Annotated in this window: 16 protein-coding genes; 6 read left to right on the top strand and 10 right to left on the bottom strand. The window is 72.4% G+C overall.

Translation table 11 applies throughout. From position 1 onward, the window contains the following. Nucleotides 1-11 precede the first annotated feature (11 nt). Nucleotides 12-974, top strand: coding sequence for a hydroxymethylbilane synthase (gene hemC, locus BLU95_RS26855; RefSeq protein ID WP_093862232.1), 963 nt, complete (start codon nucleotides 12-14; stop codon nucleotides 972-974). On the opposite strand, the gene BLU95_RS26850 is transcribed toward hemC, so the two are convergent. Then, nucleotides 935-1,906, bottom strand: a complete 972-nt coding sequence (locus BLU95_RS26850) for a porphobilinogen synthase (protein WP_093862231.1) — start codon at nucleotides 1,904-1,906, stop codon at nucleotides 935-937. The two genes, hemC and BLU95_RS26850, sit on opposite strands and share 40 nt — an antisense overlap. A 146-nt stretch (nucleotides 1,907-2,052) precedes the next feature. After that, the gene (locus tag BLU95_RS26845) at nucleotides 2,053-2,451 is read right to left on the bottom strand and encodes an ATP-binding protein (protein ID WP_093862230.1); all 399 of its coding nucleotides are present in this window, start codon (nucleotides 2,449-2,451) and stop codon (nucleotides 2,053-2,055) included. Nucleotides 2,452-2,673: 222 nt separating this feature from the next. Between BLU95_RS26845 and BLU95_RS26840 the strand changes: the two genes are divergently transcribed. Next, a complete protein-coding gene (locus BLU95_RS26840) occupies nucleotides 2,674-3,948 on the top strand; it encodes an NsdA family TPR-like regulatory protein (RefSeq protein ID WP_231977799.1) in 1,275 nt (424 codons plus the stop codon). 44 nt (nucleotides 3,949-3,992) lie between these two features. Continuing rightward, nucleotides 3,993-4,466, top strand: a complete 474-nt coding sequence (locus BLU95_RS26835) for an NUDIX domain-containing protein (protein ID WP_093865153.1) — start codon at nucleotides 3,993-3,995, stop codon at nucleotides 4,464-4,466. A gap of 64 nt (nucleotides 4,467-4,530) precedes the next feature. Here the strand turns inward: BLU95_RS26835 and BLU95_RS26830 are convergent, their stop codons facing one another. Next, nucleotides 4,531-4,857 carry an antibiotic biosynthesis monooxygenase family protein gene (locus BLU95_RS26830; RefSeq protein ID WP_093862228.1) on the bottom strand — a complete coding sequence of 109 codons (327 nt, stop codon included), beginning with the start codon at nucleotides 4,855-4,857 and terminating at the stop codon, nucleotides 4,531-4,533. Between the two features lie 44 nt (nucleotides 4,858-4,901). Further along, nucleotides 4,902-5,273: a cupin domain-containing protein gene (locus tag BLU95_RS26825; protein ID WP_093862227.1), complete on the bottom strand. Its 372-nt coding sequence runs from the start codon at nucleotides 5,271-5,273 to the stop codon at nucleotides 4,902-4,904. A 69-nt stretch (nucleotides 5,274-5,342) separates the two neighbouring features. Here BLU95_RS26825 and BLU95_RS26820 point away from each other — a divergent pair, with 69 nt between their 5' ends. Continuing rightward, the gene (locus tag BLU95_RS26820) at nucleotides 5,343-5,825 is read left to right on the top strand and encodes a MarR family winged helix-turn-helix transcriptional regulator (protein ID WP_093862226.1); all 483 of its coding nucleotides are present in this window, start codon (nucleotides 5,343-5,345) and stop codon (nucleotides 5,823-5,825) included. 10 nt (nucleotides 5,826-5,835) lie between these two features. Here BLU95_RS26820 and BLU95_RS26815 read toward each other — a convergent pair whose 3' ends face one another. Beyond that, nucleotides 5,836-7,932, bottom strand: a complete 2,097-nt coding sequence (locus tag BLU95_RS26815) for an MDR family MFS transporter (protein ID WP_093862225.1) — start codon at nucleotides 7,930-7,932, stop codon at nucleotides 5,836-5,838. Between the two features lie 323 nt (nucleotides 7,933-8,255). Here BLU95_RS26815 and BLU95_RS26810 point away from each other — a divergent pair, with 323 nt between their 5' ends. Further along, nucleotides 8,256-9,440 carry a peptidoglycan-binding domain-containing protein gene (locus BLU95_RS26810; protein ID WP_093862224.1) on the top strand — a complete coding sequence of 395 codons (1,185 nt, stop codon included), beginning with the start codon at nucleotides 8,256-8,258 and terminating at the stop codon, nucleotides 9,438-9,440. 25 nt (nucleotides 9,441-9,465) lie between these two features. Here the strand turns inward: BLU95_RS26810 and BLU95_RS26805 are convergent, their stop codons facing one another. The 4 genes from BLU95_RS26805 to BLU95_RS26790 all read right to left on the bottom strand — a co-directional run bounded on the left by BLU95_RS26805 (nucleotide 9,466) and on the right by BLU95_RS26790 (nucleotide 14,322). After that, complete coding sequence (locus BLU95_RS26805; RefSeq protein ID WP_093862223.1) at nucleotides 9,466-10,053, bottom strand: TMEM165/GDT1 family protein; 588 nt, start codon at nucleotides 10,051-10,053, stop codon at nucleotides 9,466-9,468. A 340-nt stretch (nucleotides 10,054-10,393) separates the two neighbouring features. Further along, the gene (locus tag BLU95_RS26800; RefSeq protein WP_231977798.1) at nucleotides 10,394-11,179 is read right to left on the bottom strand and encodes an ABC transporter permease; all 786 of its coding nucleotides are present in this window, start codon (nucleotides 11,177-11,179) and stop codon (nucleotides 10,394-10,396) included. Nucleotides 11,180-11,182: 3 nt separating this feature from the next. Beyond that, the gene (locus BLU95_RS26795; protein WP_093862222.1) at nucleotides 11,183-12,811 is read right to left on the bottom strand and encodes a dolichyl-phosphate-mannose--protein mannosyltransferase; all 1,629 of its coding nucleotides are present in this window, start codon (nucleotides 12,809-12,811) and stop codon (nucleotides 11,183-11,185) included. 173 nt (nucleotides 12,812-12,984) lie between these two features. Further along, nucleotides 12,985-14,322, bottom strand: coding sequence for an MFS transporter (locus BLU95_RS26790; protein ID WP_231977797.1), 1,338 nt, complete (start codon nucleotides 14,320-14,322; stop codon nucleotides 12,985-12,987). Between the two features lie 170 nt (nucleotides 14,323-14,492). Here BLU95_RS26790 and BLU95_RS26785 point away from each other — a divergent pair, with 170 nt between their 5' ends. Beyond that, on the top strand, nucleotides 14,493-15,053 hold the full coding sequence (locus BLU95_RS26785; protein WP_093862221.1) for a MarR family winged helix-turn-helix transcriptional regulator: 561 nt from the start codon (nucleotides 14,493-14,495) through the stop codon (nucleotides 15,051-15,053). 135 nt (nucleotides 15,054-15,188) lie between these two features. Here BLU95_RS26785 and BLU95_RS26780 read toward each other — a convergent pair whose 3' ends face one another. Next, a complete protein-coding gene (locus BLU95_RS26780) occupies nucleotides 15,189-17,000 on the bottom strand; it encodes a glycosyl hydrolase family 18 protein (protein WP_093862220.1) in 1,812 nt (603 codons plus the stop codon). Nucleotides 17,001-17,122: the final 122 nt, after the last annotated feature.

Here is a 17,122-nt window from a genome sequence, read left to right as displayed (position 1 = left end):
GGAGTTCGGGAATGCGGACGCTGATTGTCGGATCGCGGGCCAGTCACCTCGCGCGAGCGCAGGTCAAGGAGTTCCTGGCGCCGCTGCGGGACCGTTTCCCCGACGTCGAGTTCCGCCACCAGGTGATCCTCGAAGGCGGTGACCGGGACCGGAAGACGGCCCTGTCGCAGGTGTCGGCCCGCTCGGGCGGCTCCGCGTTCTCCACCGAGCAGGAAGCCGCGCTGGTGCGGGGCGAGGTGGACGTGATCGTCCACTCGCTGAAGGACCTGCCGACCAGCAACCCGCCCGGCCTGGTGCTGCTGCCCCCGCCCGGCCGCGAGGACGTGCGGGACGCGCTGTGTGGCTCGACGCTGGCCGCCCTGCCGAAGGGCGGCCGGGTCGGCACGTCGGCGGCCCGCCGGATCGCCCAGCTGCTGCACGTCCGCCCGGACCTGGTGTTCGTGCCGATCCGCGGCAACGTTCCGCCCCGGTTGAACAAGCTCAAGACACTGAACCTGGACGGTGTCGTCCTGGCCGCGGCCGGGCTGGTCCGACTCGGCCTGGACGACGTGATCGGCGAGCTGCTGCCGCTCGACCAGTTCCCGCCGAGCCCCGGCCAGGGGGCACTCGGAATCCAGATCCGCGAGGACAACGAGCTGGCCCGCGAGATCCTGGCCGACACCGGCGACCCGGTGGTGGACGCGGAGGTGCGGGCCGAGCGGGCGGTGCTCGGCGAACTGCACGGCGGGTGCTCGGTCCCGGTCGGCGCCTACGCGAAGGCCACCGGCGACATGCTGTCGCTGCACGCGCAGGTCACCGCCCTGGACGGGACCGAGCAGGTCGAGGCCCGCCTCTCCGGCCCCGTCTCGGAGCCGGAGAAGCTGGGTATCCAGGTGGCCGGCCTTCTCCTGGACCAAGGCGCCGAGGCGATCCTGTCAGAGATCCGCCCGGCCGCTCAGCCGGCCAGCAGCCGGGCGAGGTCGACAGCGGCATAGGTGATGATCCGCTCCGCCCCCGAGCGCTTGAGCATCGTGAACAGCTCCAGCAGCGGGCGGAAGTCCCGCCGCCCGCTGCCCGGATCGAGCGGAGCGAGCCGCGTGTACTCGCCTGAGACGGAGAACGGCATCAGCGGCGCCGACGTCTTCTGCTTGAGGGTGGCGAGCACGTCCACCGAGAGCATCCCCGGCTCCAGCAGCAGCATGTCCGCCCCCTCGCCGACAAACGCCAAGCCGGTGTCCACCGCGGTCTCCGGCCGGCGCGGACTGATCTGGAACGGCCGGTGGGCACCGGAGGCAGGGGTTGCCCGCATGGTGGCTCGGTAGCCCTCGTAGAGGGCGGAGTCGAAGATCAGGTGTGGCATGGTCGCCACATCCCGGTGGCCGTGTTCGTCCAGGGTCCGGCGCACGGAGGCGGTGGCGCCCCGGATCATCGCGGCCGGTCCCACGATGTCGGCGCCGGCCTCGGCCTGGATGACGGCCTGGGCGGCGATCATCGCCGCCGTACGGTCCAGGTCGATCCGGCCGGCGCTGGTCAGGTGGCACTCGCCGGTGTCGGTGTGGCCGCACAAGCAGTTCTCGGTCATCACCGCGATGCCAGGTTCGGCGTCCTTGGCGGCGTGGATTGCCCGCACCATCAGACTGTCCGGTGCCACGGCGCCGGACGCCTCGGCGTCGCGGTGCAAGCTGTTGGCGAACACCTTCACCGAGCGGATGCCCCGGGCGGCGAGGTCGCGCACCGCCTGCGGGATCTCGGCCACCGTGACGGTCGGCATCGGCCGGTCGCCGTCCTCGCTGTCCTCGCGCACGAGCAGGACCATCGACAGGTCGGCCGCCGTCAGCGACGGGCCCTCCAGGAAGCTGCGGACGGCGGCCCGGTCGTGAAGCCGGGCGGTGTCCGTGATCGCTGTGCCGTGCTGGGTGGTGGTCATGTCGTCCTCTCGATCGTGGCTGCGGGCGCGGAAGCGGCCAGGGCGGGCGGGTGCGTTGGTGGGCGGCGCCGACCCGACAGGCGGCGGATCACCGTACGGACCGCCCGACCGGGGAGCTGGACGAGGAGCTGGCGGCGGTTTGGCGGCTACTCGGGCAGGGCGACCTCGGCCCAGACCTTCTTGCCCCGTGCGGTGCGCTCGGCTCCGTGGGCGAGGGCCAGGCACTCGACCAGGAACATGCCCCGGCCGGCCTCCGCATCCGGGCCCGAGGCCTGCTGTCGGGGCAGGGCCTGCGAGCTGTCGTAGACCTCGATGATCAGGCGCCGCAGGTCGAGGTTGGCGTGCACCCCGACGGTGACCGTCGCTCCGGCGGTGTGCCGCACCGCGTTGGTGACGAGTTCCGAGATCACGGTGTCCAGGGCCAGGCGGCTGTCGTTGTCCGTGCGGACCCCCCACTGTTCGATCAGCCCGCCGAGCCGCCGGCGGCCGATGGAGACTGAGACGGGGTCGCGGACCAGGAAGAAGCTGCTGCTGCACACGCGCATGTCGAAGGAACCCTTCAGGCCGTCAGGCCGGAGCTGGGGAGCTTGGGGGTGCCCTGTGGAGGGAAGGAACTGATCTCGCCCGCTCTCCACTTGGCTGGTACACAGTCAACTACTGCCGGTAGTGGCGCCGGTGGTGCCAGCCGGGGGTGCATTTCTCACACGGGGGGCCGCTTTGGGGGGCCAGGATCGGGCACCAGCCAGTCAGAGGCTTGGGGGATGGGCATGATGGCACCAGACGGCATCGGCGCCGTGCTGAGGCGGATCCGGGAGATGGCCGAACTCACCCGCGACGAGCAGTCCCTGCTCTTACAGGACGCTCAAGGCGGCACGTGGTTCGACCCGGAGAACCTGAAGCGCTGGGAGACCGAGCGACGTCTGCCCACCCCGAGGTGGCACCAGCTGCTGGCCGACGGGTACGGGCTCTCGGTGGAGGAGGTCGCCCGAGCAGTGGCTACCTCGCGGCGCTGGCGCAGGCTCCACCAGCAGCCGGTCGAAGACGAAGGAGAGGAGGGTACGGCGGTGAATCGACGACAGTTTCTCGGCGCGGCGGCACTGGCGACAGGGGTCGCCGCGCTGCCAGGCATCGCAGAGGCGCGAGAGGGGATCGACGCCGGCCTGTCCGGCTCCGACGCCGGCGACCTCGCGTACCTGGACGGGGCGTTCGAACGCCACCGCGGCGGCTACCGCGGTCGGGCACCGGGGGTCGTGCTGACACAGATGCGCCAGGACCTCGATCTCCTGCGGAACGTCCTCAGCCGCCCGCACCCAGCCGGCACCCGTACCGACCTGGCCCGCACCGCCGCCGGGATCACCGGACTGGTCGCGATCATCCAGCACGACCGCGGTGACCAGCGCGACTCCCACGGCTGGTTCGCCACCGCCGAGAAGGCTGCGCGCGAATCCGGCGACCGGCACATGCTGGCCTGGGTCCTGGCCCGGCACGCGATGGTCCCGCTGAACTACGGCGCCCCGAACGCCGCCGCGAACCTGGCCATCAGCGCCCGCCGCGAGGCAGGCCGAACCCCCACGGCCGCCGCAGCCCTGGCCGCCGCCGTCACCGCGCGCGCCCTGGCCTCCATCGGTGACCACCGAGGGGCCCTTCGCGCGGTAGCCGACGCCCGCACCATCGCCGAACACCTCAATACCGCGCAGGCCGCCGACACCTGGTTCGGCTACCCGCTCCAGAAGCACCACGTCCACCTGTCCCAGGCATTCACGCTGATGGGCCGCACCCGCGAGGCGAACGCCGAACAGCAGGCAGCCCTTGCCCTCACCAGGTCGCCGTCCATCATGACCCGAGCCCTGCTGACCATGGACGCGGCGACCTGCCTGAGTTTGGACGGCGACCCGGCCGCCGCCGCGGACATGGCCGTCGGGGTCTGGAAGCAGCTGCCGACGGCGTACCACGACGGGCTGATCCGGTCTCGCGCCGAGGCCCTGCACCGCACCCTCGCCGGATCGGCTCACACACGGCTCGGCGAGGCCCTGACCGGTTGATGCGGCTCGGCCGCAGCAGGGCCCGGCGGCTACAGTCGCCGCCCATGACCGACTCCCAACCCCACGAGGTCGTGGCCCAGCCCCGTACCGCCGCCGGCGTGCTCTTCTTCGACGAGGACGACCGTGTCCTCCTCGTGAAGCCGACCTACAAGCCCGGTTGGGAGATCCCCGGCGGGTACCTGCACGCCGGGGAGACCCCGAGCGAGGGCGCGGCCCGCGAGCTCGAGGAAGAGCTCGGTATCACCCCGCCGATCGGCTGCCTCCTGGTCGCCGACTGGGCACCGCATCCCATCGAGGGCGACAAGCTCCTCTTCGTCTTCGACGGCGGCGTCCTCCCGACCGACGAACTCGACCGCATCACCGTCGACCAGGTGGAGATCGGCGAGTACGCCTTCCACGCCACGGACGAGCTCGACGAACTCCTCATCCCGCGTCTGGCTCGCCGCGTCCACGCCGCCTGCGTGGCCAGAATGCGATCGGAGACCGCCTACCTGGAGCACGGCGAGATCCGCCCCTGAATGCTCGACGGCGCGCCCCGGACGCCGTTGCGTCCGGGGCGCGCCGTTCCGCGAACTGCCGGCCTCAGCCCTTCGGGCCGGCCGACTGCACCACGTCGAAGGACCACAGCGTGGAGCCGCTGGCGGCGGGCCGCTGCGGCGCCTCGCCCTCCTGACCCGCCGGGCGGTGGGCGGCCTGCATCGGGCCGGCGAGCCAGGCCTGGAAGGACTCCTCGTCCCGCCAGCGGGTGTAGACCAGGTACTGGTCGGTGCCCTCGACCGGGCGGAGCAGCTCGAAGTACTCGAAGCCGTCCGAGTTCTCCACCGCACCGGCCCGCGCGCCGAAGCGCTGCTCCAGCACCTCGCGCTGCTCAGCCGGAACGGTCAGCACATTGATCTTGACGACGGACACGCCGTACCTCCTCAGGGTTGTTCCGGGAGGCAGTCTGCTACACCTCACACGATCCACGGCGGGGCGACCCGGTCCCCGGTGTCCAGGTTGGCGGCCGTGGACGGTGCCGGGGAGGCCACGACGGCGGTGAAGCCGTCGTCGGAGCGCAGCTGCCGGGGGAGGTCGGCGGGCAGGACGAGGGTGTCGCCGGCGGCGAGGGCGAGCTCCTCGCCGTCGAGGTCGACGACGGCGGTGCCGGTGAGGAAGGTCCACACCTGCTCGGTGTCCATGGCGTGGCGCGGGCCGGAGCGGGCCGCCTGCATCTCGACCCGCCACAGCGCGAGGCCGGTGCCGCCCTGGGTGGGCGAGGCGTAGGTGGTCATGACGGCGTTGGGGGTCTCGGTACGGCGGGCGTCGGTGCTGCGGATGACGGACAAGAGGGGCTGCCTCCCTTAGGATGGACAATCAGGTTGTCTATATAGTCAATGAGGTTGTCGATCGTGTCAATGGATTCCGGGCAAGAGGCCTCGCCGGGCTACGAACTGCCACTGCGGCTGCTGTTCGCGTTCCGGCTGATCATCGACGAACTGCACGAGCGGATCGCCCGCGAGGGACACCCCGACCTCCGTCCGACGCACGGGTTCGTGTTCCAGGCGATCGGGCCGCACGGCACCACCGCCGTCGAGCTCGGGAAGCGGCTCGGGGTGTCCAAGCAGGCGGCCGGGAAGACCGTCGAGCAGCTGGAACGGCTCGGCTACGTCGAGCGCGGCAGCGACCCGGCGGACGCCCGCCGCAAGGTGGTCCGGCTGACGGCGCGCGGGGTGGACTGCCTGGTCCGGTCGGCCCGGATCTTCGACGAGCTGCGCACCGAGTGGGCCGCCAGGCTGGGCGGCGAGGAGCCGCTGCGGGAGCTGGAGGACGCCCTGCGAACGCTCGCACCCGGGGACCCGTTCCGGCTGGACACCCCGAGGTGGTTCGGAGCGCCGTAGGGACGGAGCGTCAGAACGAGCGCCCCTCACCGTGGTACGGGTGCTCGTCCTCGACCCGGTCGGGCCGGTCCCGCCGGTCCGCGCACAGCGTGGAGGCCAGCCGGGTGAGCAGCTCGGCCAGGTCGTCGAACTGCTTCTCGTCCCAGTCGCCGAGGAGTTCGGCGAGCTGCGCCCGCCGGGCCGCGACCAGCCGGACCGCCGCCGCCTCGCCCGGCTCGGTGAGCCGCAGCGGCAGGCCGCCGGTGCGGGCGGCCAGGCCCCGGCCCTCGACCTCGCGCACCGCCTCCTCGACCACCGAGAAGGGCACGATCCGGTGCTCCGCCAGCTCGGCGGGCTCCACCGAGCCGTGCTGGTGCATCTTGAGAAGCAGCCAGCTGGACGCCGGTTTCAGGTCCAGGCCGGCGCCGGCGGTGATCCGCCGGAACAGGTCGCGCCCCGCCTCCCGGGTGCCGAGGACGGACAGCGCCCGGCTGATCTCGTCCAGCGAGGAGCGCTCGACCGGGTTGAGGCCGATGGACTCGGAGAGGTCGGGGGCGGTCACGGTGGTGCGCAGCTTCTGCTCCCGCAGGAACAGCGAGAGCACGAAGGCGACCACCGCCACCGGCACCGCGTAGAGGAAGACCCGGGTGATCGACTCGGCGTAGGCGTGGTAGACCGCCTCCTGGGTGGCGGTGGGCAGCTGGGCGACGACCCGCGGGTCGGAGGTGATCGCCCCGGCGCTGAAGCCGGGCGGCAGCGCGACGCCGGCCAGGACGTCGCCGAGCCGGTCGTTGAGCCCGGAGGCGAAGATCGTGCCGAAGACGGAGACCCCGAAGGAGGCGCCGATGGAGCGGAAGAAGGTGGCACCGGCGGTGGCGACACCGAGGTCCTGGTAGCCGACGGAGTTCTGCACGATCAGCACCAGCACCTGCATCACCAGGCCGAGGCCGAGGCCGAAGACCAGGAAGTAGCAGCTCATCTCGAAGGTGCTGCTGTGCTCGTCGAGCAGGGACAGCAGGAACAGGCCGACGACGGTGACGGCGGTGCCGGCGATCGGGAAGACCCGGTAGTGGCCCGTCCTGGCCACGATCTGACCGGAGCCGATCGAGGTGACCAGCATGCCGATCACCATCGGCAGCATGTGGATGCCGGACATCGTCGGCGAGACCCCCATGACCACCTGGAGGAAGGTCGGCAGATAGGTGAGCGCGCCGAACATCGCGAAGCCGACCACGAAGGAGATGACGGCCACCAGGCTGAAGGTCCGGGAGCGGAACAGCCGCAGCGGCAGGACCGGCTCCTCCGCGGTCCGCTCCACCTGGACGAACGCGACCAGCAGGACCAGGCCGAGCACTCCCAGGCCGATGATCTGCCAGGAACCCCACCCCCAGGTCGTCCCGCCGAGCGAGGTCATCAGCACCAGGCAGGTGGCCACCGAGGCGATCAGCACGGTGCCGGGGTAGTCGATCCGGTGCCGGCGCCGGACCTCCGACCCGTGCAGCACGGCGGCGATCACCACCAGGGCGACCACGCCGATCGGCAGGTTGATGTAGAACACCCAGCGCCAGCTGAGGTTGTCGACGAACAGGCCGCCGAGCAGCGGGCCGAGCACGCTGGTGACACCGAAGACGGCGCCGAAGACGCCCTGGTACTTCCCCCGGTCCCGGGGCGGCACGAGGTCCCCGACGATGGCCTGCGAGAGCACGATCAGACCACCGCCGCCTAGGCCCTGGACGGCGCGGAACGCGATCAGCTCGCCCATGTTCTGGGCGATGCCGCACAGCACCGAGCCCAGCAGGAAGATCACGATGGAGGCCTGGAAGAAGACCTTCCGGCCGTACATGTCGCCGAGCTTGCCCCACAGCGGGGTGGCCGCGGTCGAGGCGAGCATGTAGGCGGTGACCACCCAGGACAGGTGCTCCAGGCCGCCGAGGTCGCTGACGATGGTGGGCAGCGCGGTGGAGACGATGGTCTGGTCGAGCGCGGCGAGCAGCATCGCCAGCAGCAGGGCCCCGATCGGCACCCACAGACTGCCCCCGGTGACCGGAGGCTGGGCCGGAACCCCCGCGGACCCCGGCCCCGGCCCCCCGTCCGGGCTCCGGTCGGACGCGGCGATCGGATCCGTCATGGCGTCTCCGTATCCCTCACAGGTCGGCAGATGATCACTCCAGGCCACCATGCTGTCAGAAATGCCCCGCTTCGCCCGGTTTGATTGGGCCGAACGTAAGCGCGAATGTCAGCAGGACCTTCACATCCGCACACCCACCGTTCACCGACCCCCAATCCCCACCAACCGCCACAAGGCCCCCACACCGGGCCGGACGCCCCTGTCCCCCCTCAGGGACGTCCTGCATAATCAGGCCCGTCCATGGCCTGAACACGAGTCCGACCGACCACGCGTCCGGGACCGCGAACCACCGCGAACGACCGAGAACCGAGGAGGGCCGGCCGATGCCGGACCAGCGCTGCCCGACGTGCGGCTCCGCACGATCCACCGGGTGCGGCTGCCTCCCGCCGGACCACGGCCTCGACGACACCGCCGTCCTGCCGCACCTGGAGGGCCCGCCACTGGTGCGCCCGTACGTGCCGCAGGCCGTCGGCCAGGTGGCCGACCCGGCCTTCCCGGCACCCCTCGAAGCTCCCCCGGCACCGGGGGCGCCGACGGCCGACCCGTTCAGCACCACCGTGCTGCCCACGGTCGCCCCGCCGCCGGTCGCTCCCCCGCTGGGGCCGGACGCCGACGCCTACGCGACCACCGTGCTGCCCCCGGTCGCCACCGCCCCGCTCTTCCCCCCGCCCCCGCCCCCGGCCGGGGCCCACGACGCCCCCGCCGAGGACGAGCTCGGCGTCTTCCCGGTCGCCCCGGTCGCCCCCGGCACCGCGGCACCCACCGGTGGCCGGGCCGCGCGGCGCGCCGCCGAGCAGGAGAACGGCGGCGGGCCCGGCCGCCGCAAGGGGCTGCTGGTCGCGGCCGGCGCCGGCCTGCTGGCGCTCACCGTCGGCCTGGCCTACGCGGTCACCGGGTCCGCCGACCCGGACGACCGGGCCGCACCCCCACCCAGTACGACGATCGCCCCTGCCCCGGTGGCCCCGACCGCGCCGGCCGTGCCGAGCCCGAGCGCGCCACCGCCCACGAGCGACACCCCGACCCCCACACCGAGCCGGACGAGCGCCAAGCCCTCGCCGACCCGGTCGACCGCGAGCACCCCGCCCCCGAACGCCCCGAGCACCACCGCCGCCGTTCCGCCGCCGGCCCCGGCACCGGTGCCGACCACCGCCCCGTCCGGCCAGCCCCCGGCGCCGTCGAGCCCCGCCCCGACCCCCTCCGCACCCCCGGCCGCCACCCCGACGGCCACCGCGACGCCCACGCCGACCGCGACGCCGACGCCGACACCGACCCCCACGAACCGGGTGCTGCAGTACGGCATGCAGGGCGCCGACGTGCAGGGCATGCAGCAGAAGCTGGCCGTGGTGCTGTGCTGGATGGCGCCCGACATCCCCGTGAACGGCTACTACGACGGCGACACCGAGTACTACGTGTCGTACTTCCAGACCATTCAAGGCGTCCGTGGCGACAAGAAGGGCGTCTACGGGGCCAACACCCGGGCCGCCCTGGAGAAGCGCACCGGCTGCTGACCCCGGACCGTCCCCGGGCGGGCCGTCAGCCCGTGATCGCCTGGAAGATGCTGACCCCGGCCATCAGCACCATGATGCCCGCCGCCACCCGGATGATCATCTTCATCGGCACGTGCTTCAGCAGCTTCTGCCCGCCCAGGATCGCGATCCCCGCGACCGCGCACAGCGCCAGCCAGGCGCCCAGGCCCACGGCCAGCGGGTCGGCGTACTTGGCGGCCAGGTTGGCGGTCATGATCTGGGTCAGGTCGCCGAACTCGGCGATCGCCACGACCACGAAGCTGGCCCCGGCGACCTTCCAGAAGCTGTTCGCGGAGGGCTCCTTCGCGGCGTGCCCGTCCTCCTCGTCGCCCCCGCCGTGGAACAGCAGCATCGCCGCACCGGCCAGGAACAGCACACCGGTGACGCCCTCGACCCAGCGCTGCGGCAGCAGCGAGAGCAGTTGCCCGGCGACCAGGGCGATGCCCACCTGGAGGGCGAAGGCGGCGGCGATGCCGGCGAAGACGTAGCTCGCCCGGTACTTGGCGCCGAGCATCAGGCTGGCCAGGGCGGTCTTGTCGGGCAGTTCGGCCAGGAAGACGATGCCGAACGTGATCGCGGCGACGGTCAGACTCATCGGGGGTGGTGTCCCTCGGGTCGGGCTGCCGGACCGCGGGCAGCTCCGTCAGGGGTCGCTCCGGCCCGACAGCGCTGGTTGGAAGACACGCGGGACGCACGGACGCGCCCACGTTCACAGCACTGCGGCCGAAGGTCTCGCCGGCACGACGGACGAAGATCCGCGGTGCCCCGGGCGCCGGGCCCCGAGGGGCCAGTATGTCGACGGTCCGGTGGAGGGCTACTCCCCTTCAACTCGGCCAAGCCTACCCGATCACCGCTCCCGGCCGCCCGGCGCGGAACCGCGGCCGGCCCGGAGCGCCCGCCCCGGACGCCTGACCGCCCGCCCCGGAGCGCCCGCCCTACGCGGACGGGCCGCCGGCCCGAACCAGCCCCCGGCCGACCAGTTCCAGCACCACCACGACCGCCGTCGACTCCACCGCGAGCAGCGCCACCAGCACGAACAGCTGCACCGTGCCGGCCTGGACCGGCGAGGCCCCGCCGAGCAGCATGCCCACGAACGCCCCCGGCAACGTGACCAGGCCCACCGTCCGGGTCTGGTCGAGCGCCGGGACGAGCGAGGTGGCGGCGGCCGTCCGGCAGATCTCCATCCGGGCGTCCCGCTCCTCGAGGCCGAGCGCCAGCGCCGCCTCGACCTCGCCGTGCCGCTGGCGCAGCTCGTCCAGGGCCCGCCGCCCGGACAGCGAGGTGGCGGTGAGCGCGCCGCCGATCAGGATGCCGGCGACCGGGATGACCGACAGGCCCTTCGGCGGCAGCAGTCCGCTGCCGAGCAGCAGCACCAGCACCGGCAGCACCCCGGCACCGATCGGCGCGGCCGCCCACAGCCAGGCCCGCCCCCGGCCCGGGACCATCCGCCGTCCGGCGGTCCGCACCGCGACCGAGAACATCAGCAGCACGAACAGCGCCGACCACCACAGCGAGTCGACCACCCAGGCGATCACCAGCGCGACGACGGCGAGCTGGGCCACCGCGCGCAGCCCGGCCCGCAGCACCGCGCGCCCGTGCCCGAGCCGGCCCCACCCCGCCACCGCGACGGCGGCCAGCAGCAGCACCGCGGTGACCGCGCCCAGCGCCGGGGTCACCGGCAGCAGCTGCCCCCCACCGGCGGCCGACAGGACACCGGGCACCCGTCAGATCCAGGTGGTGAACCACATCCGGTCCTGCCAGGACGTCATCGGGATCACCTCCGCGGTGTACAGCGGGTAGAAGAAGGCGAAGCAGGCCATGATCGCGAGCACGACCAGCCCGGCCCCGGCCGCGCCGATCCGCCGCCGTTCGGGCGAGCAGCCCTCGGGGCCGAGCATCGCCCCCAGCATCTGCGCCACGGCCAGGCAGAGGAAGGGGACGAGCACCACCATGTAGAAGGAGAAGACCGTCCGCTCCTGGTACTGGAACCACGGCAGGTAGACGCCGGCCACCGCGCACAGCACCGCGCCGGAGCGCCAGTCCCGGCGGAAGGCCCACCGCCAGAGCAGGTAGACCAGGGCGAAGCAGGCCGTCCACCAGAGCAGCGGGGTGCCGAGGCCGAGGATCTGCGCCGCGCAGCCGCCGGACGCGGTGCAGCCGCGCTGGCCGGCCGGCACCTGCTCCCAGTACATCGAGACCGGCCGGCCCTGGACCAGCCAGCTGAACGGGTTGGACTGGTAGGTGTGCGGGCTGCTGAGGCCGGTGTTGAAGTCGTACATCTGCGCGTGGTAGTGCCAGAGGCTGCGCAGCGGCGCGGGCACCCAGCTCATCGGGAGCTGCGGCAGCGGGACGCCGAGGAAACTGTCCGGGGAGAGCCCGGCCCGGTCGTCGGCCCAGTGCCGGTCGAAGCCGCCGCCGGTCGCGCCCTTGCCGCCGCCGGTGAACAGCCAGCCGGCCCAGCCGCCGACGTAGACCACGAACGCGGCGCCGACCGTGGCGAGGAAGGCGGGCGCGGCGTCCCGGCGGAGCATCGAGCGCCAGGGGCGGCGGGCGCCGGCCCAGCGGCGGCCGGACCGGTCCCACAGCACGGTGAGCACACCGAAGGCGGCCAGCACCATGACGCCGTTCCACTTGACCCCGGCGGCGGCGCCCAGGCAGACGCCGGCGGCGATCCGCCAGGGCCGCCACCCGAGCCGGACGGTGTCCCCGCCCCGGTCGGGGAGGACGGCGGCGAGCCGGTCCCGGGCGTGGTCGCGGTCGATCAGCAGCGCGCCGAAGGCGGCCAGGACGAAGAACATCTGGACGCCGTCGAGCAGGCCGACCCGGCTCATCACCAGTTGCAGGCCGTCCACGGCCATCAGCAGGGCGGCGGTGCAGCCGATCAGGGTGGAGCCGAAGAGCCGGCGGCCGATCCGGGCCAGCATCAGCACGGTGACGGTGCCGAGCAGCGCGGTCATGAAGCGCCAGCCGAAGGGGTGCAGGCCGAAGGCCCACTCGCCGAGCGAGATCACCCACTTGCCGAGCGGCGGGTGGGCGATGAACTCGGGCGCCGAGGTGAGCGGGATCTGCTGCGGGACGGCGAGCACCTGCTCGTTCGCGTGCTCCGGCCAGGTGCCCTCGTAACCCTGTTGCAGCAGGGACCAGGCGTCCTTGGGGTAGTAGGTCTCGTCGAAGACGAAGGCGTTGGGGTGGCCGAGGTTCCAGAACCGCAGCAGACCGGCGAAGAGCGCCACCGTGATCGGCCCGAGCCAGTCCCAGCGGGCCGCCGCCAGGCGCGGCAGCCCTCGCCGCTCCGGTGCCGGGGCGGCGGGCTCCGTCGCGGCCGGTGGGTGGGTGAGCGCCGCTTGGGTCATGGTCTCGGTAGCCTCGCCGCTTCGCCGTTCTCGCCGGGTGCCGGCCCCGAGGGGGTCGGGCCGGACGGTCAACAGCCACCGACACTATGTGCCGGTGGGCGCGAAACCAAGCGCGACGGGCGCCGGACAGGTGACCTGTCGGGCGCCCGTCGCGGGGCGGTCGGGCGGCGCGGTCAGGCGGCGGCCTGCAGCTCCCGGACCGGCCGGGCCGGGGTGCGGACCGGGGTGGCGGGGGCCTGCTCGTCCCCGACCGAGGGAGCCGCGTTGTCCTGGGCCGCGGTGAGGTGGGGCCGCAGGCGCAGCGCCAGGACCACGATCAGCACGGTGCAGCCGGCCATCGCCGCCAGGTAGAGCGGCCAGGTGCCGGAGCCGACCAGCAGCACGCCCACGGCGGGGCCGACGGCGATCGCGACCTGCTTCACCAGGGCGTAGCCGGAGTTGTAGGTGCCGAGCAGCCGGGCCGGGGCGAGGTCCGCGACGATCGGGCCCATGGTCGGGGCGAGCAGCGACTCGCCGACGCCGAACAGGGCGTAGATCGAGACGATCGCGACCGTGGCGGCCATCGCCTCGGTCCGGACCAGACCGGCCACCAGGGCCATCGCCCAGGCGCCGAGCCAGACCACGCCGGCGGCGGCCATCGCGGTGGTGCGGCGGCGGCGGGCGGTGATCCGCACCATGAACATCTGCAGCACCACGATGGTCAGCGCGTTGGCGCCGATGGCGATGCCGAGGGTGGACGGGGCGGTGCCGACGGTGTCGGTGGCGAAGGCCGCGACGCCGGACTCGAACTGGCCGTAGCAGGTGAAGAAGATCAGCCCGGCGAGCACGCAGAGCCGGAGCATGGCCTTGTCGGCGACCAGGGCGCGCAGGCCCCGCGGGGCGTCGGCGCCGTCCTGGACGAGCACCGGCGCGGCCTTCGGGATCCGCGCGGTGCCGGTCACCAGGGCGAGGCCGAGGAAGGTCACCGCCTCGATGGTGAACAGCCGGGTCAGGCTGGCCGGGTCGGCGACGTCCACGATCTGCCCGCCGACCAGCGCGCCGATGCCCATGCCCAGGTTGATCAGGGTGAACTGGAGCGCGAAGGCGTGCGAACGGGTCGCGGCCGTGGAGCAGCGGACGATCATCGTGGCGAGCGCCGGCTGGCAGGTGGTGACACCCGCGCCGAACAGGAACGAGGAGACCAGCAGGGCCGGGGTGCCGGTGGCGTGCCCGAAGGCGAACGCGCCGGTGGCGGCCAGCGCGGCGCCGGCCAGCAGCACCGGGCGCGGGCCGTAGCGGTCGATGCCCCGGCCGGTGAACGGCAGCACGGCGAGCGCGGCCAGCGCGAAGACGGTGAACACCATCCCGGCGGCCAGGGAGCCCAGCCCGCGCACCTGGTCCACGTACACGAACATGTACGGCATCGTGAACCCGCTGCCGAACGCGCTGAGCGCGTTCCCGATCTGGACGCGGCGCAGCGGGCCGCCCGCTCCACGTCGCTGCTGCCTCTGCTGCTTCACCGTGCCGGTCACCGTGCACACCCCTTCCTGTGGACTCCGCCCGTCGGGGCTTCGTCGATTTTCACTGGATACTCTTAAGCCCGGAAGACTTAAGAGCTAAAGTTTGACCCTAAAGTCTTAGCACCGGAAGAGTGTGGAGTCAAAGTCTTAAGGAGTGCACCCCACATGCGACACTGGTCCGCATGACTGCAGAGAAGCCCGCGCCGGCCACCGCCCGCGAGCTGGGCATCGCCGAGCAGGTGGCGCTCTACCAGCGGGAGTTCCCCACCGTGGACCCCCAGGTCGAGACCATCGTGCAGACCCTCTCCCGGGTCGCCCGGCGGATGACCGTCGCCTACGACCGGCAGCTCACTGTGCTGGGAATCACGGCCGCGGAGTGGGAGGTGCTCAAGGCGCTGGTGGTGTCCGGCAGCCCGTACCGGCTCGGGCCGGGCGAGCTGGCGAAGCGGCTCGGGCTGACCCCGGCCGCGATGACCCACCGGGTCGACCGGATGGTGGCCGAGGGCCTGGTCACCCGGGACCGGGACGAGGCCAACCGGGTCCGGGTGATCATCGAGCTGACCGACCTCGGCCGGGACAAGTGGCTGGAGTCGATGCGGATGGCCGCCGTCTTCGAGGAGGAGCTGCTCCAGGACGTCGTCGGCGAGGACCGCGCGGTGCTCGCCGGGATGCTGGCCCGGATGCTGCGGCGGATCGAGGAGAGCCGGCCGGACACCCCGGGGCGCACCGCCGACCAGGACTGACCCTCGCCCGGGCACGAAAGACGTCCGGGCACCGAAAGACGTCCGGCCCGCCGGGGGATGTCCCCCGGCGGGCCGGACGCTCGGTGCGACGGGAACGAGGGTCCGTCAGGTCCTCACCCGGTCGGTACTACGGGGTCAGCAGGGGCCGTTGTCGGTCCAGACGCCCCACTGGCCGCTCAGCGACGGGTCGTCGCCCTTGGTCCACCACTTGTTGGTGTAGTAGTGACCCTTCCAGGAGACCTTGGTCGAGGTCGCGTAGGTGGCGGCCGCGTCCCAGCTCGGGGCACCCGCGCAGCCCGGCGGGGTGGTCGGCGGCGTGGTCGGCGGGGTCGTGGGCGGCGTGGTCGGCGGCGTGGTCGGCGGAGTCGTGGGCGGCGTGGTCGGCGGGGTCGTCGGCGGGGTGGTCACCGGCGGCGCCGGGCAGCCCGCGGCGGAGCCGTTGGTGGCCTCGACCATCTTGTCGAACAGGCTGGTCTTGGTGCCCAGGTCGTACAGCGAGAAGGCGAAGGAGCCGCCGAGGCCGTTGCAGTGCGCGTAGTCCAGCTTGGCCTGGATCGAGCGGGCGTCCTCACCGGACCAGAAGGTGCTGCCGTCGTAGAAGTACGTCGTCTTGGCGTCCTCGTCCCAGTACGTCTTCGCCGGGTTGTCGACGAAGCCGGCCAGCTCCTTGTACATCTGGATGCCCGCGACGTTGCCCGACATGGAGGCACCCGCGGCGGGGCCGGTGGCGGGCTGGAAGAGACCGTTCTTGCCGTTGTTCTGGACGCCGGTCCAGCCGCGGTAGTAGAACGGCACACCCACGTTGATCTTGTTCGCGGGGAAGCCGCCCGGGATGCCGTACTGCTGGTCACCGGCGGTGTAGGCCTTGACGGCCGAGTCGACCGAGTACTTGCCGGTGCCACCGGGGACCGGCGTCATCGGGTCGTTCGGGCCGGCGTAGATCGGGGCCTGGTGGTTGGTCGGGCCCTTGGCCTCCCAGCCGCCGTGCATGTCGTACGTCATGATGTCGAGGAACGACAGGTACTGACCGATCTTGTCGGTCTCGACGTTCTTGATCTTGTCCTGGCCGGCACCCACCGCGGCCGCGGTGTAGTAGCTCTTGCCGTCGGTCTTGCCCTGGGCGTCGAGCTGCTCGCGCAGCTCCTTCAGCAGCAGGGTGAAGTTCTGCTTGTCGTTCGGGCTCGACAGGTTGCCGGTGTGGCCGCCGCCGCCCGGGTACTCCCAGTCGATGTCGATGCCGTCGAAGATGCCGGCCGCCGAGCCCGGGCCGCCGTAGCCGGCCTCGACCGGCAGGTTGCCCTTGATGAACATGTCGATGCAGGACGAGACCAGCTTCTTGCGCGAGGCGTCCGAAGCGGCCGCCGCCGAGAAGTACTTGGAGTACGTCCAGCCGCCCAGCGAGATCAGGACCTTGAGCTTGGGGTTCTTCGCCTTCAGCTTCTTCAGCTGGTTGAAGTTGCCCACGATCGGCTGGCCCCAGACGTCGCCGACGCCGTCGACCGAGATGTCCGGGCCGAAGCTCTTCTGGTAGTCGGCGAAGGAGTCGCCCGCACCGTCACCGGCGTTGGGGTTGTTCTCGTCCTGGCTCGCCGCCTTGTTGGCCTCGAAACAGGTGAGGCTGGTGGGGTTGATGTTGGCGAACGAGTAGATCAGGTAGTCCAGCTTCCCGGCCACGCCGGTGTCCTGGATGGTCTTCGGGTAGTACCCGTTCGCGTAGATCGACCACTGGTCGAAGTAGGCCACCTTGATGCCGCCGCTGGTGGCGGGCGCGCCGGTGGAGTTGGTGACGGCGGCGTTGGCCGTGGCGCCGCCGGTGAGCGCGAGACCCGCGCCGAGCAGCAGGGACGCCGTGGTGCCGGCGGCGATCGCGGTCAGGCTCTTGGACCGCTTGCGGCGGCCGCCCTCCTGAACCGGGGCCCCGGCCCTTTCGATGCGTGAACGGAGCATGGGTGCGTGACTCCTGGTGTGGGGGATTCCGCCGGTCCGGGAACGTGCGCACGGGGTGGGGCCGTACGACCAGGACATGACAGAACGGGATGGGGGAATCGAACGGAACATGCCTTGACGGA

This window comes from Streptomyces sp. TLI_053, assembly GCF_900105395.1.
GTDB lineage: Bacteria > Actinomycetota > Actinomycetes > Streptomycetales > Streptomycetaceae > Kitasatospora.
The sequence above is the reverse complement of the archived record's forward strand: the minus strand, read 5'-3'. Positions and strand labels throughout refer to the sequence as shown.